At 64.3% G+C, this 20,510-nt stretch carries 19 protein-coding genes; 13 read left to right on the top strand and 6 right to left on the bottom strand.

All coding sequences use genetic code 11. The annotated features are described in order from the left end of the window. Nucleotides 1-4: 4 nt before the first annotated feature. The 8 genes from ldcA to PQQ53_RS22690 all read left to right on the top strand — a co-directional run bounded on the left by ldcA (nt 5) and on the right by PQQ53_RS22690 (nt 8,038). On the top strand, nt 5-931 hold the full coding sequence (gene ldcA, locus PQQ53_RS22725) for a muramoyltetrapeptide carboxypeptidase (RefSeq protein WP_408143902.1): 927 nt from the start codon (nt 5-7) through the stop codon (nt 929-931). Between the two features lie 325 nt (nt 932-1,256). Continuing rightward, on the top strand, nt 1,257-1,994 hold the full coding sequence (locus PQQ53_RS22720) for a GntR family transcriptional regulator (protein WP_408153765.1): 738 nt from the start codon (nt 1,257-1,259) through the stop codon (nt 1,992-1,994). A gap of 377 nt (nt 1,995-2,371) precedes the next feature. Next, nucleotides 2,372-3,853 carry an NCS1 family nucleobase:cation symporter-1 gene (locus PQQ53_RS22715; RefSeq protein WP_408143898.1) on the top strand — a complete coding sequence of 494 codons (1,482 nt, stop codon included), beginning with the start codon at nt 2,372-2,374 and terminating at the stop codon, nt 3,851-3,853. A 51-nt stretch (nt 3,854-3,904) separates the two neighbouring features. Continuing rightward, complete coding sequence (locus PQQ53_RS22710) at nt 3,905-4,735, top strand: aspartate/glutamate racemase family protein (protein WP_408326276.1); 831 nt, start codon at nt 3,905-3,907, stop codon at nt 4,733-4,735. 227 nt (nt 4,736-4,962) lie between these two features. Further along, entirely contained in the window at nt 4,963-5,913 is a 951-nt protein-coding gene (gene puuE / locus PQQ53_RS22705) for an allantoinase PuuE (RefSeq protein ID WP_408153761.1), read from the top strand. Further along, nucleotides 5,910-6,431, top strand: coding sequence for a 2-oxo-4-hydroxy-4-carboxy-5-ureidoimidazoline decarboxylase (gene uraD, locus PQQ53_RS22700; protein ID WP_408143892.1), 522 nt, complete (start codon nt 5,910-5,912; stop codon nt 6,429-6,431). The genes puuE and uraD overlap by 4 nt, the downstream gene beginning before the upstream one ends. A gap of 84 nt (nt 6,432-6,515) precedes the next feature. Beyond that, complete coding sequence (gene alc / locus PQQ53_RS22695) at nt 6,516-7,529, top strand: allantoicase (protein ID WP_408143889.1); 1,014 nt, start codon at nt 6,516-6,518, stop codon at nt 7,527-7,529. Further along, nucleotides 7,526-8,038: an ureidoglycolate lyase gene (locus tag PQQ53_RS22690; protein ID WP_408143887.1), complete on the top strand. Its 513-nt coding sequence runs from the start codon at nt 7,526-7,528 to the stop codon at nt 8,036-8,038. Before alc ends, PQQ53_RS22690 begins: the two co-directional genes overlap by 4 nt. Nucleotides 8,039-8,148: 110 nt before the next feature. Here the strand turns inward: PQQ53_RS22690 and PQQ53_RS22685 are convergent, their stop codons facing one another. From PQQ53_RS22685 to uraH, 4 genes are all read right to left on the bottom strand, one after another. After that, nucleotides 8,149-9,495 (bottom strand): type II toxin-antitoxin system HipA family toxin, encoded by a 1,347-nt coding sequence (locus PQQ53_RS22685; protein ID WP_408153759.1) that lies wholly within the window; start codon nt 9,493-9,495, stop codon nt 8,149-8,151. Next, complete coding sequence (gene relB / locus PQQ53_RS22680; protein WP_408143884.1) at nt 9,492-9,758, bottom strand: type II toxin-antitoxin system RelB family anti-toxin; 267 nt, start codon at nt 9,756-9,758, stop codon at nt 9,492-9,494. The genes PQQ53_RS22685 and relB overlap by 4 nt, the downstream gene beginning before the upstream one ends. A 275-nt stretch (nt 9,759-10,033) precedes the next feature. Beyond that, nucleotides 10,034-11,227, bottom strand: coding sequence for a urate hydroxylase PuuD (locus PQQ53_RS22675; protein WP_408143882.1), 1,194 nt, complete (start codon nt 11,225-11,227; stop codon nt 10,034-10,036). A 282-nt stretch (nt 11,228-11,509) separates the two neighbouring features. Then, on the bottom strand, nt 11,510-11,863 hold the full coding sequence (gene uraH / locus PQQ53_RS22670; protein WP_408143880.1) for a hydroxyisourate hydrolase: 354 nt from the start codon (nt 11,861-11,863) through the stop codon (nt 11,510-11,512). 516 nt (nt 11,864-12,379) lie between these two features. Here uraH and PQQ53_RS22665 point away from each other — a divergent pair. Continuing rightward, a complete protein-coding gene (locus PQQ53_RS22665) occupies nt 12,380-13,777 on the top strand; it encodes an 8-oxoguanine deaminase (protein WP_408326273.1) in 1,398 nt (465 codons plus the stop codon). A gap of 144 nt (nt 13,778-13,921) precedes the next feature. Here PQQ53_RS22665 and PQQ53_RS22660 read toward each other — a convergent pair whose 3' ends face one another. Beyond that, the gene (locus PQQ53_RS22660) at nt 13,922-14,854 is read right to left on the bottom strand and encodes a LysR substrate-binding domain-containing protein (RefSeq protein ID WP_408143875.1); all 933 of its coding nucleotides are present in this window, start codon (nt 14,852-14,854) and stop codon (nt 13,922-13,924) included. Between the two features lie 250 nt (nt 14,855-15,104). Here PQQ53_RS22660 and PQQ53_RS22655 point away from each other — a divergent pair, with 250 nt between their 5' ends. The 4 genes from PQQ53_RS22655 (at nt 15,105) to PQQ53_RS22640 (ending at nt 20,025) form a co-directional block, all read left to right on the top strand. Continuing rightward, nucleotides 15,105-16,718 carry an ABC transporter ATP-binding protein gene (locus tag PQQ53_RS22655; protein WP_408326270.1) on the top strand — a complete coding sequence of 538 codons (1,614 nt, stop codon included), beginning with the start codon at nt 15,105-15,107 and terminating at the stop codon, nt 16,716-16,718. A gap of 74 nt (nt 16,719-16,792) precedes the next feature. Next, the gene (locus PQQ53_RS22650) at nt 16,793-17,896 is read left to right on the top strand and encodes an ABC transporter permease (RefSeq protein ID WP_408143871.1); all 1,104 of its coding nucleotides are present in this window, start codon (nt 16,793-16,795) and stop codon (nt 17,894-17,896) included. 44 nt (nt 17,897-17,940) lie between these two features. Further along, nucleotides 17,941-18,870 (top strand): ABC transporter permease, encoded by a 930-nt coding sequence (locus tag PQQ53_RS22645; protein ID WP_408143869.1) that lies wholly within the window; start codon nt 17,941-17,943, stop codon nt 18,868-18,870. Nucleotides 18,871-18,930: 60 nt separating this feature from the next. After that, nucleotides 18,931-20,025, top strand: coding sequence for a BMP family ABC transporter substrate-binding protein (locus tag PQQ53_RS22640; protein ID WP_408153755.1), 1,095 nt, complete (start codon nt 18,931-18,933; stop codon nt 20,023-20,025). Between the two features lie 225 nt (nt 20,026-20,250). Here PQQ53_RS22640 and PQQ53_RS22635 read toward each other — a convergent pair whose 3' ends face one another. Next, the gene (locus PQQ53_RS22635) at nt 20,251-20,457 is read right to left on the bottom strand and encodes a dodecin (protein WP_408143865.1); all 207 of its coding nucleotides are present in this window, start codon (nt 20,455-20,457) and stop codon (nt 20,251-20,253) included. Nucleotides 20,458-20,510: the final 53 nt, after the last annotated feature.

Here is a 20,510-nt window from a genome sequence, read left to right as displayed (position 1 = left end):
GCCCATGACCGTCCATCGCACTTTCGAACTGATTGCGCCGTCCGGATATCCGCACGACCCCGAGGTGGTGCATCGCGCGTTGCGTCGTCTGCATGCTCAGGGACACCGGGTCGACGGCGAGGATGCGACGAAGCGCCGCTATCAGCGCTTCGCGGGCACCGACGGCGAGCGCGCGGCCGATCTGAACCGGCTCGCCGATCCGTCGCGCAAGCTGCCCGACGTGGTGCTGGCCGTGCGCGGCGGTTACGGCGCGGTGCGCATCCTGCACGGACTCGACTACGAAGGGCTGCAACGGCGCCTCGCCGGTCAGCCAGTCGCGCTCGTCGGCCATAGCGATTTCACCGCGATCCAGCTCGCGCTGCTGGCGCGCGCCGGCTTGAAAACGTTCGGTGGTCCGATGCTGATGAGCGATTTCGGCGCGGAGGATCTCAGCGAATTCACGATGCAACACTTCTGGTCCGCTGTGTCGCAGCCGACCATGACGGTGACAGGCAACACGCCGCAAGCGCAGCCGGTCGACGTGTCGGGCATGCTGTGGGGCGGCAATCTGGCGGTGCTGGCGTCGCTAATCGGCACGCCGTATATGCCGCCGGTGCAGGGCGGCATCCTGTTCATCGAGGACGTCAACGAGCAGCCGTTCCGGGTCGAGCGGATGATTTATCAACTGCATCTGGCCGGCATCCTCGCGCAGCAGCAGGCGCTCGTGTTCGGCGACTTCTCGGGCAGCAAAGCGTACGACTACGACAATGGCTATGACCTGAGCGCGACGATCGAGCAGGTGAGGTCGTTGATCGGCATTCCGGTCGTCACGGGGTTGCAGTTCGGGCATGTCCGCAACATGCTGACGTTGCCGGTGGGCGCGGACGCGCATCTCGTCGCCGATGCGCATGGGTTCGAGCTGAGCCTGTCCGGCTATCCGTGTCTCGGCTGACCTGACGGGCCGGACTGGGCCGGAGCGAAGCGGGCAATGGCCCGCTTTCTTTTGATTTTACAAACGCAACTAACTGTCAGCTATTCGCGTCGCCCACGTACGGGCCAGTCCCAGTGAAGGTTTCCCATTTTGTTGACAAAATGCGCACCGAATAGACAGCCTCCGCGCCACCTAATTAAACTCATATTGAAGCGAGGCCTTGTGACGCCAGGCGCCGCTTGACCAGCCGACCGGGCCCGCAACGAAGATTGTCAAAATTTCAAAGAAAAATTGTTGACAATCTTTATGTCCATCCTATGATGACCACCATACCGAGACGCAAATCATGTCCGACACAGACGTCGCCGCGAACAGTTCGAAGCCCGAAGCGATTGCAGAGCGCATCCGCGCCGCGATCCTCGAACATCGGCTCGCACCCGGCGCCAAGCTGACCGAAGCACAGTTGTGCGAAGTATTCGGCGTGAAGCGTGGCACTATCCGCCAGGCGCTCGCGCAACTGGCGACCGACCACCTCGTCGATCTCGAACCGAATCGCGGTGCGTTCGTCGCGAGTCCGTCGCTGCAGGAAGTGCATGAGGTGTTCGAAATGCGCCGCATCATCGAACTGGCGGTGGTCGAAAAGATCTGCAGCGGCCACGGCATGCGGCGATTGAAGAGTATCGGCAGCATGATCGGCCGTGAACGCAAGGCGTTCGAAACACGTGATTTTCCGGCGTGGATTCGCCTGTCCGGCGAGTTTCATACCGAGTTGGCGGGGCTCACCGGCAACGCCGTGCTGTGCGATTGTCTGAATGGACTGGTCGCGCGCTCGACGCTGATTTCCGCGCTGTACGAGTCGCTTGGGCGCAGTCCCTGCTCGTTCGAAGACCATGAAGCCATTCTCGCCGCGCTCGACGCCGGCGATGCGAAAGAGGCGGCGGCATTGATGTCGCGCCATCTGCAAAGCGTCGAGTTGAAGATGCTGGAGCGCCCCGCACGTGGTGCGGCAGATCTGCATGAAGTGTTCGGCGCGCGGGGCGCGGCATCGAAAGAGGCGTCCAAAGCAGGATCGACATCGGGCTGAGGCATGCAGCAAGAGCACCGACGAGCACCAACGAGCACGAATCAGCAGGAACAGGCACGCGTCCATCAGCGGCGCGCGCGGCACTGAATTGAATTGAACCGAATCAGGCGTTGCAAGGCGGCTCGGCGTGAGCGCTGCCGGCTTGCGCACGCACGTCCGTCGCCACGCGACCGACTTCGAGCAGCGACGCATCGCCGGGAATCCGCGGCGGCTGGCGATGCGATAACCACAAGTACTTCAGTACGGAGACGCCCGCGGCACGGCCTGCCGGATGGCGCCGCTCTCTCGATCCCGGATGGGCGAGGAGGGCGCGACCGGGATGGCCGGTGCAACGTCCTTCGATGCGCTATCGACGGTCCCCATCTCAAGGAGGAATCATGGCTCAGTTCAGTGCAGCGCCCGGCAATCCCTCGATGTCCACTTATACAGACGAAGGCACGCAAGCCGATCCGTCGATGCCGGCCGGCTACAGCGAGCGGCTCTACAACGAAGATCTCGCGCCGCTGCGCAATCAAACCTGGGGCGCGTACAACATCTTCGCGTTCTGGATGTCGGACGTGCACAGCGTCGGCGGCTACGTGTTCGCAGGCAGTCTGTTCGCGCTCGGGCTGACGAGCTGGCAGGTGCTGATCGCGCTGCTGGTCGGCATCACGATCGTCAACCTGCTGTGCAACCTGATCGCGAGACCGAGCCAGGCGAACGGCGTGCCTTACCCGGTCGCGTGCCGCGCCACCTTCGGCGTGCTCGGCGCGAATATTCCCGCGGTGATTCGCGGGCTGATCGCGGTCGCGTGGTACGGCATTCAGACCTATCTCGCGTCGAGCGCGCTGGTGATCGTTGTGCTCAAGTTCGTGCCGTCGCTGCTGCCTTATGCCGACGTTCATCATCATGGCTTCATGGGCCTGTCGACGCTCGGCTGGGCCGGCTTCATGCTGCTGTGGGTCTTGCAGGCGCTGGTGTTCTGGCATGGCATGGAGACCATCAAGAAGTTCATCGACTTCGCCGGTCCCGCCGTCTACGTGGTGATGTTCATTCTGGCAGGCTACATGGTGTATCGCGCGGGATGGCGCAACATCGGCATCAACCTGGGCGGCGTCAAATATCACGGCATGCAGGTGGTGCCGGTGATGATCACGGCGACCTCGCTGGTGGTCTCGTACTTCTCCGGACCGATGCTGAATTTCGGCGACTTCTCGCGCTACGGCAAAAGTTTTCGCAGCGTGAAGCGCGGCAACTTCTGGGGTCTGCCGGTCAACTTCCTCGCCTTCTCGCTGGTGACGGTGATCACGACCGCCGCCACGTTGCCGGTATTCGGCGAGCTGATCACGGACCCCGTCGAAACGGTCGGCCATATCGACTATCCGACCGCGGTGATCCTCGGCGCATTGACCTTCACGATCGCGACCATCGGCATCAATATCGTGGCCAATTTCGTCTCGCCGGCCTTCGATTTTTCGAACGTCGCGCCGCGCCTCATCAGCTGGCGTGCGGGCGGAATGCTCGCGGCGGTGGCATCGATCTTCATCACGCCGTGGAATCTGTTCAACAACCCGGCGGTGATCCACTACACGCTCGACGTGCTCGGCAGCTTCATCGGCCCTTTGTACGGCGTCCTGATCGTCGACTACTATCTCGTGAAGCGTCAGAAGATCGTGCTCGACGATCTGTACACGGTCGCGCCCACCGGCTCGTACTGGTATCGCAATGGCGTCAACTACCGGGCCGTGGCCGCGTTGCTGCCGGCCGCGCTGATCGCGGTGATCTGCGTGATGACGCCGGGGCTCGACGGCATGGCGAATTTTTCCTGGTTCATCGGCGCGGGTCTCGGTGCGCTGTTCTATCGTGTACTCGCACGCTGAATCCCGCAGTCCCAGGCGGGCTTCCTTCGAAGCGCGTCAACTGGAGTTCCTATGCGCATCAAACTGATCAACCCGAATACGACGCAGCGCATGACCGAAGCCATGGGCCGCTGCGCCCGTGAAGTCGCCTCGCCCGGTACCGAAGTGATCGCGGTGAATCCGACCATGGGGCCGCCGTCGATCGAAGGCTATTACGACGAAGCGCTCGCCACGCCGGGCTTGCTGGCCGAAGTCGCCGCGGGCGAGCGCGAGGGCTGCGACGGCTACGTGATCGCCTGCTTCGGCGACCCCGGTTTATACGCGGCGCGCGAGCTGGCGCGTGGTCCGGTGATCGGCATCGCGGAGGCGGCGATGCACGCGGCGAGCGTGCTGGCGCCTGGCTTCTCGGTGGTGACGACGCTCGCGCGGACCTGCGGCATGGCATGGCACCTCGCCGAGCGTTACGGCATGAAGCGGTTTTGCCGCAACGTGCGCGCGACCGACGTCGCCGTGCTCGATCTCGACAAGCCTGGCTCGGCCGCACGCCGCATCATCCTCGACGAATGCCGGCGTGCGCTTGCCGAGGACGGCTCGGACGCGATCGTGCTCGGTTGCGCAGGCATGGCCGAGCTATGCGCGGAGATCGAGGACGCGCTCGGCGCGCCGGTGATCGAAGGCGTGACAGCCGCTGTCAAATGGACGGAGGCGCTGGTCGCACTGCGTCTGTCGACGGCCAAGCGCGGCGACTACGCGAGGCCCTTGGCCAAGCGCTACGACGGCGCGCTGGCCGCGTTCAGCCCGGCGCCGGCCGATCCGGATCCGCAGCGCCCGCACGACGCCGAAGCCGCGGATCCGCTGCGGGTAAACGCTAGCGCGCCGGGCCAGCACATACATTCCGTCTGACACGCACTATCTGGCCGGGTGTATGGGCGCACCCGGGTGTTTTCGCTACACTGGATCAACTCGGCGCGGGTGCCTGAAGTGCTTTTTTGCGGCTGATTCAGAGGGTTGGGTCGGCGGCGGCGAGCACCTCGTGCACGGCTCACATGCTCATGCACAGACTGCGCGATGTGCTTGCCGCGTGAGCGCCGCGCGAATTTTACGTACCGTCACCACGCATCCGTCAAACCATGCCACTCGACCCGAACTACCCACGCGATCTGATCGGCTACGGCCGCCACCCGGTGCAGGCCAACTGGCCTGGGCGAGCGCGTGTCGCGGTGCAATTCGTCCTGAACTACGAGGAGGGCGGCGAAAACTGCGTGCTGCACGGCGATCCCGGTTCGGAGCAGTTCCTCTCGGAGATCGTCGGTGCGGCGGCGTATCCGGCGCGTCACATGAGCATGGAGTCGATCTACGAATACGGCTCGCGGGCGGGCGTCTGGCGCATCCTGCGCGAATTCGAAAGGCGTAAGCTGCCGCTCACAGTGTTCGGCGTGGGCATGGCGATCGAACGCCATCCCGAGGTGGCGCGCGCGTTCGTCGAACTCGGCCATGAGATCGCGTGCCACGGCTATCGCTGGATTCACTATCAGGACATGTCGCCGGAGAAAGAGGCGGAGCACATGCGCCTCGGCATGGAGGCGATCGAACGCGTGACGGGCGAGCGGCCGCTCGGCTGGTACACCGGCCGCGACAGCCCGAACACGCATCGGCTGGTGGCCGAATACGGCGGCTTCCTGTACGACTCGGATTACTACGGCGACGATCTGCCGTTCTGGATGGACGTCGACGTGACGGGCGGCGCGCGGGTGCCGCAACTGATCGTGCCGTACACCCTCGACACCAACGACATGCGCTTCGCGAGCCCGCAAGGCTTCAACACCGCGGACCACTTCTTCACCTATCTGCGCGACGCCTTCGACGTGCTCTACGAAGAGGGCGACGAAGCGCCGAAGATGCTGTCGATCGGCATGCACTGCCGCCTGCTCGGACGCCCTGGGCGCTTTCGCGCATTGCAGCGCTTTCTCGACCATATCGAACAGCACGATCGGGTGTGGGTGACGCGGCGCGTCGATATCGCGCGGCACTGGCGCGAACATCATCCTTACCAGCAAAGCAACCGCGGGGCGGCCGCATGAAGGCGATGCAATACACTCTGAACCAACTCAACAGCATCTCGGCCGACGCGTTCGTCGCGGCGCTGTCGGGCATTTTCGAGCACTCGCCGTGGGTCGCGGAAATCGCCGCTCGGCAACGGCCGTTCGCGAGCATCGACGAACTGCATCGCACGATGTCGGGCATCGTCGAAACGGCCGGTGACGAGAAGCAGCTCGCGTTGATCAACGCCCACCCGGAGCTTGCCGGCAAGGCCGCGGTGCGCGGCGAGCTGACCGCCGAATCGACGCGCGAGCAGAGCGGCGCGGGCCTCGCGCAATGCACGCAGGCAGAGTTCGACAAACTGCTCGCGCTGAACAGCGCGTATCGCGAGAAGTTCGGCTTCCCGTTCATTCTCGCGGTGCGCGGCTACGACCGTCACGGCATCATCGCCAACTTCGAGGCACGTGTGAACAACAGCCACGCCGACGAATTGCGCGCGAGCCTCGATCAGATCTACCGCATCGCACGTTTCCGGCTCGACGACCTGATCGACGCGTAGGCCTCCGGTACGCCTGAGACTCGCGTCGCGGCCCTCGAACGGCAACGTTTTTTCCAGCACTTTCACACATCAAGGACGACAACGATGGCACTCCCGATTCTCGACCCCAACGCACCGGAATTCACGCGCCGCTATGTGAACCTGGCGGACCCGCGTCTGGGCGCGCAGGCGCTCGAGTCCAGCGACGACTTCTTCGCCCCGAAGGAGCGCATGCTGAATCCGGAGCCGGCCGTCTTCATCCCCGGCAAGTACGACGACAACGGCAAGTGGATGGACGGCTGGGAAACCCGCCGCAAGCGCGTCACCGGCTATGACTGGTGCGTCGTGAAGCTCGCGCGTGCTGGCGTGATCAAGGGGCTCGACCTCGACACCAGCCACTTCACGGGCAACTTTCCGCCGGCGGCATCGGTGGAGGCGGCGCGCGTGATCGACGGCGCGCCGAATCAGTCCACGCAGTGGACCGAGATCGTGCCGTCCACCACATTGCAGGGCAATAGCCATCACTATCTCGATGTGAGCGATGCGAACGCGTACACGCACCTGCGCGTGAACATCTATCCGGACGGCGGGATCGCGCGTCTGCGCGTGTATGGCCAGCCGCAGGTCGACTGGGCCGGCGCGAGCCGCACCGAGCAGTTCGATCTGGCCGCGATGGAAAACGGCGCGTATCTGGTCGCGGCCAACAATCAGCACTTCGGCGCGGCGTCGACGCTGCTGATGCCGGGCCGCGGCGTGAACATGGGCGACGGTTGGGAAACACGGCGCCGTCGCGAGCCGGGCAACGACTGGGCAATTGTCGCGCTGGCGCAACCGGGCGTGATCGGCAAGATCGAAGTGGACACGGCGCACTTCAAGGGAAATTATCCTGACCGCTGTTCGATCCAGGCCGCGTACGTGAAGGGCGGCACCGACAGCTCGCTCGTCACGCAGGCGATGTTCTGGCCGGTCCTGCTCGGCGAACAGAAGCTGCAGATGGACAAGCAGCATTTCTTCGAAAGCGAGATCGCGGCGCTCGGGCCGGTCACGCATATTCGCTTCAATATCATTCCGGACGGCGGCGTATCGCGTCTGCGTCTGTGGGGCACGCTCGCATCATGAAAACGCTCGCTATCGAACCGCTGACAAAGGAAGCATTCGCCGCGTTCGGCGACGTGATCGAACTCGAAGGCGCGAAGCAGATTCCGATCAACCTCGGCACGACGATCCGCTATCACGATCTCGCGAAAGTGGATGTCACCGACGAGGACGGCCGCACGCTGGTGAACCTGTTTCGCGGACAGCCGCGTACGCTGCCGTTCGAAGTGAAGATGCTGGAGCGTCATCCGCTCGGCAGTCAGGCGTTCGTGCCGCTGAACGACAAACCGTATCTGGTCGTGGTGGCGCCGGCGGGTGAACTGGACGCGGTGAAGATTCGCGCGTTCGTCACGAGCGGCTGGCAGGGCGTCAACTATGCGAAGGGCGTGTGGCACCATCCGCTGATCGCGTTGGGGGACGTGAGCGACTTTATCGTCGTCGATCGTGGCGGTGAGGGGCTCAACCTGAATGAGCAGGATCTGGCCGAGTCGCTATGGCTGACTGAAGATGCGTTGAGCGCAGTAGCGGTTTGAGGTGGTGAGCGAAGAAAAGCCCACGGCATACGCCGTGGGCTTTTTTTTGCATGCGCGAACCTGAAGCCTGAACGCACCTTCAGGCGCCACGGGAAACAACGCCCGAAGCCTCAGCGCTTACCCAGCAGCGGCGAGCGACCGATCACTTCGCGTGCCCGTTCGACCGGCTCGGGCGCGGAAAACCCGGCGGCTTCGATCGCCGGTTTGAGCCCCCTGAATGGCACACTCTTCTTCGGCGAGCGCAACGCCGTCATGCCGTCGTCCCACGCGTGCAGCATCTGTTTCGCGACCGTGTGCCACTGCGGTTCGTTGCGTGCCGCTTCGATCACCTCATGACCGACGGCAACCGCCGAATCGCACAACGCCTCGACCATCTGCGCGTATTGCCGCGGTGCGATGCCCATGCGCGTGTTGAAGAAACGCTCCAGCGTCTTGCCGGCCGCCCAGGTCTTGCGGCCGTCGATCGGCAGGCCCGGCGGATTGGCCGCGAAACGCGGATAAGCCTGCGTCGTGACGATGTCGTAGACGGGCGTGAACGCGACGTCGTCGACCGAGCTGTAGAACAGCGCGATGTTCTTCGTGTGGCAGTCCGCGTTGCGCACGACGTAGTTGGTCAGCAAATGCCAGCCGAGCTGCTGGAGCTGCTGCCGCATGCTGTCGCGATCGAGCAGATAGGCGCGCGCGGCATTGAGCATTTTCTCGCTGGTCGAATTGTATTTTTCGTGCGGCGGCAAACCCAGCAGGCCGCACATGTCTTCGACGCCATACGCGGGCAGTCCTTGTGCATCGACGTCGAAGCGCTCGACCACCAGCGCCCGGCCATCGTCCGACATCTGCGTGCGCGCCACCGGCGCGACGCCGAGCCGTTCCAGCACGCGCATCGAGTAGAACTCGTTGAAGCCGAGGAACGGCGTGCTGTCGTCCGAGCCTTTGACGATGTGGCGGCTGGTTCGGATGGTCGGCTTGCCGAGCACCATCGGCGCGGCGGCGCCGGCCGCCTGTTCCTGCGGCGCGATGAACTTCGGCACGGCGCCCGAGATGGCCGCGCGCGCATATTCGCGCACGAGCTGCGCGAAATGATCGGCGGTGTTGTCGCCATGCAGAATGTCCTGAACGTCGAGCGCTTGCAGTTCGGTGCCGGGCGCGACGCCTTCGGGTGTTACGGTGACGCGGCCGATGCCCATCGCGCCGACCACCGCGAGCAACGACAGGTCGGTGCCGTCGAGCAACGGACCGAACTGCTCGCGGATCAGATTCAGCAGATAACCTTCAGGCAGGTTCTGCCGGAAAAACGGATGCAGGTCGCGCGGCCAGCGCCAGGCTTCTTCGCGCACCGGCATGGTCAGGCTGACGAAGTCGGCGGCGCGCGCGTCGGCGTTGTATTTGAGGACGTAGTCGTCGCGTTCGCGAAACAGCGTGGCGACGTTCCTGCCCAGCACCTGGACGTCGAGCCTCACTGGTTTGGCTCCGGGCTGCGTTGTTCAGCGAGGATGTCTTCCAGCGTGCGCCCATGCCCATGCGCGACGAACTTGAGGTCGTAGCCTGCCGCTTCGAGCAGACGCAGCAGCACGGACACGCTCATGTCGTTGCGGGCGAGCGTTTCCATGCGCGCGACGGTGGTGCGCGCCACGCCGGCGCGGCGCGCCAGTTCCTCTTGCGACAGGTTGTTTTCGCGCCGCAGCGCTTTCAGCATGTCCGATACGTCGGCGAGATGGGTCATATGTAGCCCCAGGGCATCAATTTTGGCAATTAGTATCCTATTGTAGCCCATGGGTCACAAACTCACTTTTGGAATTTGTGTCTCAAGGGCTACATTTTATCGATTTTCGAGAGTTTTTGTAGCCCCAAGGGCTACATGTTGATGGAGGAACGTCCTGACCCGTGCCCGGCCACGCCCTTCAGGACGAAAAAAAGCGGGCTTGCCGCTCGCGCGAAAAGCCCGCTTCATGCCGCTGCGTCGATAGGTAAGCCGAACCTCGCGTCCGGCCGCCGCGCTTACTTCGCCGCACCTCCTTCGAACCAGGCCGCGATTTTCATGCGCTCGTCGTCGGTCATGTGCGTCACGTTGCCGAGCGGCATCGCCTTCAACGTCACGGCCTGCTGATAGATCCGCTGCGCGTTCTGCGAGATTTCATCGGGCGTATCCAGCAGTACGCCGGCCGGCGCGCTGCCCATCATCGTCGGATGCGCGGAGTGGCAGGCCACGCAGCGCTGTTGCAGCACGGGCGCGATGTCGGCCACCTTGACCGCCGGCGTGTTCGCGGCCTGCGCTTGCGGCACGAGCGGCTTCGGCATGGTCCAGAAGAGTGCGCAGAACATCAGCGCAATGCCGACGAGCGGCAGATACCACAGCACCTGGCCGCGGTGGCGCATCACGAAGAACTGGCGGATCAGCGCGCCCGCCAGCATGATGACCAGCAGCACGGCCCAGTTGTACGGATGCGTGTAGGTCATCGCGTAGTGGTTCGACAGCATCGCGAACACCACCGGCAGCGTGAAATACGTGTTGTGCACCGAGCGCTGCTTGCCGCGCTTGCCGTAGATCGGGTTCGGCGTGTCGCCTTTGAGCATCGCGTCGACCATCTTGCGCTGGCCCGGAATGATCACGAAGAACACGTTGGCCGACATGATCGTCGCCAGCATCGCACCCATGATCAGATAGGCCGCGCGGCCCGCGAAGATATGGCACGCGAGCCATGCTGCGATCACCACGTACACGCCGACGCAGATGCCGAGCACCTTGTCGCGATTGCCGAGGATGCGGCACAGCGAGTCGTACACGATCCAGCCGGCCGCGAGGAAGCCGATCGCCGATGCGACGGCGACCACCGGGCCCATGTCGAGCACGTTCTTATCGATGAGATACGTGGTCGGCGAGAACAGATACAGCACGGTGAAGAGGCCGAAGCCAGACAGCCACGTGGTGTACGACGGCCACTTCGACCAGTGCAGATCGTCGGGCATTTCCGGGGGCGCGACGGTGTACTTCTGCATGTTGTAGAAGCCGCCGCCGTGCACGTGCCACAGTTCGCCGAACACGCCGCGCCGGCGCTGGTTCGGGTCTTGCGGCGGTTTCAGGCTGTTGTCGAGCGCAACGAAATAGAACGACTCGCCGATCCAGGCAATCGCGGCGACGACGTGGAACCAGCGAATCGCCAGATTCAACCAGTCGGTGATAAAGCCTTCCATGACACTCCTCCACTTCTGATTCGTTGTACGCGCGATGACGTTCGGCGCCGCGCTGGACCCGTCTGACGGATCTCGGGCCGCCCGGGCTCACCGCGCTGACTGCGGGGTCGAAGACGCGGTGCGCTCAGTTCGCACGGCGTCGATTTTTTATGGGTCTCAGGTTCGTCGGGTCGGGAGAGGCCATGTGCGTTCGAATACGTTTCGCGGGTGCTCGCGAGGCATCAGGAAAGTGCCGGCGAGCGTCTGCGCAATGCAATCGGACATGGCCGGCGCCAACGCCTTCTAGCTGCCTCGATACGTGCTGTACGACCACGGCGACACCAGCAGCGGCACGTGATAATGCGCAGCGGCGTCGGCCACGCCGAAGCGCAGCACCACACGATCGACGAAACGCGGCTCCGGCACCTTCGTGCCGATCGACGCGAAGTAGTCGCCCGCGCCGAACACGAGTTCGTATTCGCCCGCGACGAGCGCGTCGCCTTCCAGCAGCGGCGCGTCGCAGCGGCCGTCGTCATTGGTGATGGTGGTTTTGAGCGCGCGGCGCGTGTCGCCCGCCAGCGCGAAGAGTTCGACCTTGATGCCCGCGCCGGGACGGCCGTTCGCGGTGTCGAGCACATGGGTAGTGAGCTTTCCCATTCGCAATTTTCCTTGTGTGTTTGCGAGGTTTCGGCGGCAGCCCGATCCAGATACGTTTGCGGCGGATCGAGGCTCCACGTCAGTGGCTACATACCCGTCGGCGAATTGAAGCGAGCGCCGTGGCAGCCATTGTAAAAAGGTTGTTCCGTTCAGCGCGCGCGAGATAGGAAAGATAATACCTGGCGCATGTTGGACAACCCGACGAAAGCCGCAACGAGTCGCTTGCGTCGACTGCTGCGCGTCGCTTCGATCGTAGCGGCGCCAAAAAAGGCCCACTATATCGATAGCCTGAACTTGGGTATCGCATTGGCGCGAGTTGCCATGCTTATTTTGGCCGTCGAAGGTTACACCTGTGCGCCGCAGCGCAGACGAGCCGGCTGCGGCACACCCCGAAGACGGCGAAGCACGCCGGGTAACCGGGCCAACGGCGTTCGACGGGACGCGGCGGCGCGGTTGGCGGGCCGCCACATCGCGTTCGAGCGGCTTTGCACGGAAGTACTGGAGCGGAGAAAACGAATGACGATGGAACAGGCGGCACACCAGTCGGGTAAGCCGAAGAAAACGATGCTGGTCAAGCACGCGGACGTGCTGGTCACGATGGACGGCGCGAGGCGCGAACTGCGCGACGGCGGTCTGTATATCGAGGACAACCGCATCGTCGCGGTCGGGCCGACGGCGCAGTTGCCGCCCACCGCCGACGAAGTGCTCGACATGCGCGGTCACCTGGTCATCCCGGGCCTCGTGAATACGCATCACCACATGTATCAGAGCCTCACACGCGCGTTGCCCGCCGCGCAGAACGCAGAGCTGTTCGGCTGGCTCACGAATCTGTACAAGGTGTGGGCGAATCTCACGCCGGAGATGATCGAAGTCTCGACGCTGACGGCGATGGCCGAACTGCTGCTGTCCGGTTGCACGACGTCGAGCGACCATCTGTATATCTATCCGAACGGCAGCCGGCTCGATGACAGCATCGCGGCGGCACGGCGGATCGGCATGCGGTTTCATGCGGCGCGCGGCAGCATGAGCGTCGGGCAGAAGGACGGCGGCTTGCCGCCGGATTCGGTGGTCGAGCGCGAAGCGGACATCCTGAAGGATACGCAGCGGCTGATCGAGACGTATCACGATGAAGGGCGCTACGCGATGCTGCGCGTGGTCGTCGCGCCGTGCTCGCCGTTTTCGGTGAGCCGCGAGCTGATGCGCGAGTCGGCGGCGATGGCGCGTCAGTATGGCGTGTCGCTGCATACGCACCTCGCGGAGAACGTCAACGATGTCGCATACAGCCGCGAGAAGTTCGGCATGACGCCCGCCGAGTATGCGGAAGATCTCGGTTGGGTCGGCCACGATGTGTGGCACGCGCACTGTGTGCAACTCGACGACGCGGGCATCGAGCTGTTCGCGCGCACGGGCACCGGGGTGGCGCACTGTCCGTGTTCGAACATGCGGCTTGCATCGGGCATCGCGCCGGTCAAGCGGATGCGTCTCGCGGGCGTGCCGGTGGGGCTGGGCGTCGATGGCTCGGCTTCGAACGACGGCGCGCAGATGGTCGCCGAAGTGCGCCAGGCGCTGCTGTTGCAGCGGGTCGGTTTCGGGCCCGACGCGATGACCGCGCGCGACGCATTGGAGATCGCGACGCTGGGCGGCGCGAAAGTGCTCAATCGCGACGACATCGGCGCGCTCGCGCCGGGCATGGCGGCGGACTTCGTGTCGTTCGATCTGCGTCAGCCGCTGTTTGCGGGCGCGTTGCACGACCCGGTCGCGGCGCTGGTGTTCTGCGCGCCTTCGCAGGTGAGCCATAGCGTAATCGGCGGCAAGGTGGTGGTGAAAGACGGCCAGTTGACGACGTTGGAACTCGGGCCGGTCATCGAGCAGCACAACCGGCTGGCGAAGACGCTTTACGAAGCGGCGGCGTAGAAGAGAAAAGCGAAGAGAAAAGCGAGAGAAAAGCGAGAGAAAAGCGAGAGAAAAGCGGGGAACGCGGGCGAACAGGGCGCAGGGATGCCGTCGTCATGCACGGTACACGCCCGCCACCCGCGTAACAGGCTGCGCAACGAGCCGTCAGGGTTTGTCGATCAACGTCCTGGTCGCTTCGGCGACCAGACTGCGCAGCCAGCGCACTTCGTCGGAGTAATGCACGCGTTCGTGCCACAGCTGGTAGTACTGCATGGGCGGGAAATCGAGCGGCGCGGGCACCACGGTCAGCGGCAGGAACTTCGCGTAGTAATCGGCAAAGAGGCGCGTCGTTGTGAAGATCAGATCGGATTTGATCAGCACGTACGGCGCCAGATTGAAGTACGGCAACGTGACGACCACGTGACGCTTCAGGCGCTCGCGCGCGAGATGCACGTCGATCGCGCCGCGCTGGCCCACCGAATAAGGCGTCGGCGCGAGATGCGGGGCGTTCAGGTACTGGTCGAGCGTGAGGCCGCCGCGTTTGGCGAACGGATGGGTGGTGCTCATCAGGCAGACGATCTGATCGACGAACAGATTCGACAGATGCAACTGCTCCGGCGGCTCCGGCCAGTTGCCGACCACGATGTCGAGCTTGCCGTCCTCGAGCGCGAGTTCGTAGTCGAAGGCGGGACCGAGCGAGTGAAATTCGAGCGTCGCGTTCGGCGCGGCCTGGCGAAAACGTTCGACCACCGTCGGCACGAACAGCACGTTCAGGTAGTCGGGGCAGCCGATCCGGTAGCAACGGATCGAGGTCGCCGGATCGAAGTTGTGCTGCTGGAACTTGATGCGTTCGATTTCGCGCAGCGCGTTCTGCACAGGCTCGAGCAGGCGCAGGCCGTACTCGGTCGGCACCATGCCGGATTTGCCGCGCACCAGCAGCGGGTCGCCGGTGATGTCGCGCAGGCGGCGCAGCGCCGCGCTGATCGCAGGTTGCGACTGATTCAGTTTGACGGCCGCGCGGGTGACGCTGCGCTCCATCAACAAGGTGTGCAAGACGCGCAGTAGGTACGTATCGATCGCCTCGCGTTGCTGGCTCATGACTTCTCCGAAATATATGTTCTGGCTGATCGAACGGGCGTGGGGGTATATGCGTTTTAATATGAACGAAAAACGACGTCAAGGGTGGCATACCCGCAGAGCGCGCTGCGGCGCGGGTTTGCGGGAATTTTGATGGCTCGACTGAGCGGGTCGAATTAGGTATTGTCATCCGGTTGTGGTGACGGATCGTCCGCCGGCAAGGTGGGCGGACGCGCCGGAACCGGTAGTCACTGACGCACTACGGAATCACATGAGCGACTCTTCTTATAGCGACGGCGCCGCCGCGCAGCCGGCACCGAGGCCGACCCAGACGGCACCCCGGGCGACGCCCCGGCTGATGCTCCAGGGCATCAGCAAACAATACCCGGCAGTGCGCGCCAACGACGACGTCAGGTTGATCGTCGCCCCGGGCGAAATCCACGCGGTGCTCGGCGAAAACGGCGCCGGCAAAAGCACGCTGATGAAGATCATCTACGGCGCGGTGCGGCCCGACGCCGGTGAGATTCGCTGGGAAGGCGAGGTGGTGGAGATCGCGAACCCGGCGGCGGCGCGCAAGCTCGGCATCGGCATGGTGTTCCAGCATTTTTCGCTGTTCGAGACGCTCACGGTCGGCGAAAACATCGCGCTCGCACTCGACGAACCGTTCGATCTGAAGACGCTTGCCAAACGCATCCGCGAAGTCTCGGCCGACTACGGGCTCGACATCGATCCGCAGCGTCACGTGCACAGCCTGACGGTGGGCGAGCGGCAGCGCGTCGAGATCGTGCGCTGTCTGTTGCAGAATCCGCGCCTCCTGATCATGGACGAGCCGACGTCGGTGCTGACCCCGCAAGCGGTGAGAAAGCTCTTCGCGACGCTGCGCCGGCTGGCGGCCGAAGGCTGCAGCATTCTCTACATCAGCCACAAGCTCGACGAAATCCAGGAACTGTGCGACAGCGCGACGGTGATGCGCGGCGGCCGTGTGACGGGTCACGTGAAGCCGAAGGGCGAGACGCATGCGTCGCTCGCGCAGTTGATGGTCGGCCATTCGCTGCCCGATTACACGCGCCGCGAGCACAATCCGGGCGCCGTGCTGCTCGACGTGACGCAGTTGTCGGTGGAGAGCGACGACCCGTTCGGCACGTCGCTGCACGACGTGTCGTTCGGCGTGCATGCGGGCGAGATTTTCGGCATCGCGGGCGTGTCGGGCAACGGCCAGGCGGAGTTGCTCTCGGCGCTGTCCGGTGAAAAACGCGGCGTGCGCGCCGACGCGGTCACGATTTGCGGCAAGGCGGCCGGGCGTCTCGGCGCGGGCGGCCGGCGCGCGCTCGGTTTCGGCTTCGTGCCGGAGGAGCGCCTGGGCCGTGGCGCGGTGCCGGCGATGTCGCTATCGGAGAACGCGCTGCTCACCGCGCATCGTCAGCAGATGGTGAGTTCGGGCTGGATCAGGGCGGGCGCGATGCGTGCGTTCGCCAAGCGCTGCATCGACGCCTTCGACGTGCGTTGCGGCGGCCCGGACGCGCTCGCGCAAAGCCTGTCCGGCGGCAATCTGCAGAAATACATCATGGGGCGCGAAATCCTGCAGGCGCCCAAAGTGCTGGTGGTCGCGCAGCCGACATGGGGTGTCGACGTCGGCGCAGCGGCGTTCATCCGTCAGCAGCTGCTCGATCTGGCGGCGCGCGGCGTCGCGATTCTGGTGATCTCGGAGGAACTGGAAGAGCTGTTCGACATCTGCGATCGCCTCGCGGTGCTCGCCGGCGGCCGGCTCTCGCCGGTACGCGCGACGGGGGCGACCAATGCCGAGGAAATCGGCCGCTGGATGGCGGGTCTGTTCGGCGGGCGCGAGGGCGCGGCGCCGTCGGCGGAACAGGCGGCGCACGCGTAAAGCGCGCGAGGCGAGAAGAGGCGAGCCGCGTCGTTCGAGCTTCACAACCAGAACCAATAACTCACACGCTACCCATGATTCTTCCTTATCGACTCGAAGCACGTACGACGCCCTCGCGCACGATGCAGTTCGCCGTGCCGCTGATCGCCGCGTTGCTCACGCTCGCGATCGGCTTTCTGATTTTCAGCCTCGTGGGCCGCGATCCCTTGCAGGCGATGCACGCGTTTTTCATCGAACCGCTGTCGAGCGTGAACGGCTGGTCCGAACTGCTGCTGAAGGCGTCGCCGCTGTGCCTGATCGGCCTCGGCCTCGCGATCGGCTATCGCGCCAACGTCTGGAACATCGGCGCGGAAGGGCAGATGCTGCTCGGCGGCATCGCCGCAAGCGGCGTCGCGATCTATTTGGATCAAGCCACCGGCTGGTGGATCCTGCCGACCATGATGATCGCCGGTGTGCTCGGCGGCATGGCGTGGGCGGCGATTCCCGCACTGCTCAAGAGCCGCTTCAACACCAACGAAATTCTCGTGAGCCTGATGCTCACGTACGTGGCCACGCAACTGCTGATCTATCTGGTGAGCGGCCCGTGGCGCGATCCGCAGGGCATGAATTTCCCGCTTTCGGAGATGTTCAGCGGCGATGCGCTATTCCCGACGCTCTACGGCGACTGGCACTGGAAATGGCTGCGCGGCACGCGGCTGAACGCGTCGGTGTTCGTCACGCTGATCGCGATCCCGCTTGTGTGGCTCTTCATGCGCAAGAGTTTCGCAGGCTACCGGATGAACGTCGGCGGCCTCGCGCCGCTTGCCGCGCGCTATGCGGGCTTCTCCGACAAGAAAACCATCTGGACGTCGCTGCTGATCAGCGGCGGCCTCGCGGGTCTCGCCGGAATGGGCGAGATCGCCGGTCCGATCGGCCAGCTGCAGGCGACCTGGTCGCCGGGCTACGGCTTCACGGCGATCATCGTCGTGTTCGTCGGACGGCTGCATCCGGTCGGCATCGTGCTCGCGAGTCTCCTGATGGCCTTGCTGTATCTCGGCGGCGAAGCGGTGCAGACCTCGATGCAATTGCCGCAGGCGCTTTCCGGCGTGTTCCAGGGGCTGTTGCTGTTCTGCCTGCTGGGTGCCGACCTGTTCGTGAACTACCGTGTGCGCCGCCGCTCGCTGGCCGCCGCTCACTAATCAGGCTCACCAACCAGGCTCACTGATCTTTTCGCCGGACTTCCATGGATATTCAACAAGCCAGCGCGCTCACCTCGAGCGCCGTCACCGCCGCGATCCCGCTGATGTTCGCGGGCGCGGGCGAACTCGTCACCGAAAAGTCGGGCGTACTCAACCTCGGCGTCGAAGGCATGATGCTGATGGGCGCCGTGACCGGCTATGCGGTCACGACGATTACCGGCAACCCGTGGGTCGGCGTGCTCGCCGCGATCGGCGCCGGTCTCGCGATGTCGCTGCTGTTCGCGTTTCTCACGCTGACCATGCTCGCCAACCAGGTCGCCACCGGCCTCTCGCTGACAATCTTCGGCATTGGCCTGTCGGCCTATGTCGGCAAGCCGTACACGTCGGCCGCGGTGCGCGCGACCATCGACACGTGGACCATTCCCGGTCTCTCCAAGATTCCCGTGCTCGGCCCCGCGCTCTTCAGCCTCACGCCGCTCGATTACCTGGCGTTCCTGATGTTCGCCGTGATCGGCTGGTTTCTGTACCGCACGCGCGCCGGACTGGTGCTGCGCTCGGTCGGCGAATCGCCGCAGGTCGCGCACTCGGTCGGCTTTCCGGTGATCGGCGTGCGCTACGGCGCGGTGGCCTTCGGCGGCGGCATGGCGGGGCTCGCGGGCGGCTACTATTCGATCGTGAATCTGCATCTGTGGCAGGAGAACCTGACCTCGGGCCGCGGCTGGATCGCGCTCGCACTGGTGGTGTTCGCGACGTGGCGCCCCGGGCGCCTCCTGATCGGCGCGCTGCTGTTCGGCGCGGTGACCGGCCTGCAGTTTTATGCGCAGGCGATCGGCGTGCCCGTGCCGACGCAATTCCTCGCGATGCTGCCGTATGTCGCGACGGTCGTCGTGCTGGTGCTGATCTCGCGCAATCCGAACACGATCCGTCTGAATGCGCCGGCATCGCTCGGCAAGCCGTTTTTCTCGGCGGGCTGATCGGGCAGCCCGCGACCCGACGTTTCCTATTATTCGACCAACACGACAACAGGACCCAACATGAAGAGAAGAAATCTGCTGACCGCTTTCGCGTGGGGCGCGGCTTCGCTCGCGCTCGCAGCGCCGCTCGCGCAAACCGCGCAGGCCGCCGACGCGCCGGGTGTCGCGTTCGTCTATCTCGGCAATCCGGGCGATGCCGGCTGGACCTTCGCGCATGACCAGGGCTCGCGCGAAGCGGAAGCGAAGTTCGGCAACAGGATCAAGATCACGCGCGTCGAGAACGTGCCGGAATCGGCGGACTCGGAGCGCGTGTTCCGCGATCTGGCGAACAAGGGCAACAAGATCATCATCGGCACGAGCTTCGGCTTTCAGGATTTCCAGCTGAAGGTCGCGAAGGATTTCCCGGACGCCGTGTTCCTGCACGCGACCGGCTACAAGAAGGCGCCGAACTTCGGCACCTACGACGTGCGCATGTACCAGGGCGCGTATCTGGCCGGCGTCGCCGCGGGCTACGTGACGAAGACCAACACGCTCGGCTTCGTCGCGTCGGTGCCCATTCCGGAAGTGGTGCGCAACATCAATGCGTACACGCTCGGCGCGCGCTCGGTGAATCCGAAGGTGCATACGAAGGTCATCTGGATCAACAGCTGGTTCGATCCGGGCAAGGAAAAGCAGGCGGCTGAAACGCTGATCGGCCAGGGCGCCGACGTGCTGCTGCAGAACACCGATTCGAGCGCGACGCTCGCCACCGCGTCGGAAAAACACGTGCATGCGTTCGGCTGGGATTCGGACATGAAGAAGTTCGGTCCTGAAGCGCATCTCGGTTCGGTGGTCGCGCACTGGGGCGTGTATTACAACGCGGCGATCCAGCAGGTGCTGGACGGCAAGTGGAAGAACGATCCGGTGTGGTGGGGCATTCCGCAGAAGGCCGTCAACCTGGAGAATCTGAACACCTCGGCGATTTCGGCCGACGCGCAGAAGCAGGTCGCCGCGAAGCGCGACGAACTGGCGGGCGGCAAGTGGGACGTGTTCACCGGCCCGATCAAGGATCAGTCCGGTGCGGTGAAGGTGCCGGCCGGCAAGACGCTGACCGATCCGGAACTGCAACGTCTGAACTGGTACGTGGAAGGCGTGGACGGTTCGCTGCCGAAGTAAAGCGTCGCGCTGAGCCGCTGCTGCCCGGCGCTGCACGCGTGGCTTCGCGATCGACCAGGCGGCGGTCCCGGCAACCGCTGCTTTGAGAGCTGCGTCCAGTACGGACGCAGCTTTTTTGTTGCGGACCGGGCGCTAGCCGGGCGCTCACGTTTTGCGCAAATGCCAGGCCTGTGACGCTGACCTGTCAACGCGCGCCGGCCCCCAGCGCCGGTTGCCGCAGTCGCGTTATTCGATCCGCAAGCCAACCTTGATCGTCACCTGCCAGTGGGTGACCTTGTCGTCTTCGATCTGGCCCCGCGTTTCCGTGACTTCGAACCAGTGCAGATTGCGCAAGGACTTCGACGCTTTGGCAATCGCGGTCTTGACGGCGTCGTCGCTCGATACCGTCGACGAGCCGGTCAGTTCGATCTGTTTGTAGACGTGGTCTGACATGAGCTTCCTCCTTGGTCTTCGTTGGTGTCCAGAAAGTATAGGCAACGGGAAAC

Source organism: Paraburkholderia strydomiana, assembly GCF_046030495.1.
In the GTDB taxonomy this organism is placed as follows: domain Bacteria; phylum Pseudomonadota; class Gammaproteobacteria; order Burkholderiales; family Burkholderiaceae; genus Paraburkholderia; species Paraburkholderia strydomiana_A.
This window is presented reverse-complemented; position numbering and strand designations above follow the sequence as displayed.

Excerpts from the sequence above, each read along its gene's own strand:
- ldcA (WP_408143902.1), top strand. The coding sequence starts at position 5 with ATGACCGTCCATCGCACTTTCGAACTGATTGCGCCGTCCGGATATCCG.
- PQQ53_RS22720 (WP_408153765.1), top strand. The coding sequence starts at position 1,257 with ATGTCCGACACAGACGTCGCCGCGAACAGTTCGAAGCCCGAAGCGATT.
- PQQ53_RS22715 (WP_408143898.1), top strand. The coding sequence starts at position 2,372 with ATGGCTCAGTTCAGTGCAGCGCCCGGCAATCCCTCGATGTCCACTTAT.
- PQQ53_RS22710 (WP_408326276.1), top strand. The coding sequence starts at position 3,905 with ATGCGCATCAAACTGATCAACCCGAATACGACGCAGCGCATGACCGAA.
- puuE (WP_408153761.1), top strand. The coding sequence starts at position 4,963 with ATGCCACTCGACCCGAACTACCCACGCGATCTGATCGGCTACGGCCGC.
- uraD (WP_408143892.1), top strand. The coding sequence starts at position 5,910 with ATGAAGGCGATGCAATACACTCTGAACCAACTCAACAGCATCTCGGCC.
- alc (WP_408143889.1), top strand. The coding sequence starts at position 6,516 with ATGGCACTCCCGATTCTCGACCCCAACGCACCGGAATTCACGCGCCGC.
- PQQ53_RS22690 (WP_408143887.1), top strand. The coding sequence starts at position 7,526 with ATGAAAACGCTCGCTATCGAACCGCTGACAAAGGAAGCATTCGCCGCG.
- relB (WP_408143884.1), bottom strand. The coding sequence starts at position 9,758 with ATGACCCATCTCGCCGACGTATCGGACATGCTGAAAGCGCTGCGGCGC.
- PQQ53_RS22675 (WP_408143882.1), bottom strand. The coding sequence starts at position 11,227 with ATGGAAGGCTTTATCACCGACTGGTTGAATCTGGCGATTCGCTGGTTC.
- uraH (WP_408143880.1), bottom strand. The coding sequence starts at position 11,863 with ATGGGAAAGCTCACTACCCATGTGCTCGACACCGCGAACGGCCGTCCC.
- PQQ53_RS22665 (WP_408326273.1), top strand. The coding sequence starts at position 12,380 with ATGACGATGGAACAGGCGGCACACCAGTCGGGTAAGCCGAAGAAAACG.
- PQQ53_RS22660 (WP_408143875.1), bottom strand. The coding sequence starts at position 14,854 with ATGAGCCAGCAACGCGAGGCGATCGATACGTACCTACTGCGCGTCTTG.
- PQQ53_RS22655 (WP_408326270.1), top strand. The coding sequence starts at position 15,105 with ATGAGCGACTCTTCTTATAGCGACGGCGCCGCCGCGCAGCCGGCACCG.
- PQQ53_RS22650 (WP_408143871.1), top strand. The coding sequence starts at position 16,793 with ATGATTCTTCCTTATCGACTCGAAGCACGTACGACGCCCTCGCGCACG.
- PQQ53_RS22645 (WP_408143869.1), top strand. The coding sequence starts at position 17,941 with ATGGATATTCAACAAGCCAGCGCGCTCACCTCGAGCGCCGTCACCGCC.
- PQQ53_RS22640 (WP_408153755.1), top strand. The coding sequence starts at position 18,931 with ATGAAGAGAAGAAATCTGCTGACCGCTTTCGCGTGGGGCGCGGCTTCG.
- PQQ53_RS22635 (WP_408143865.1), bottom strand. The coding sequence starts at position 20,457 with ATGTCAGACCACGTCTACAAACAGATCGAACTGACCGGCTCGTCGACG.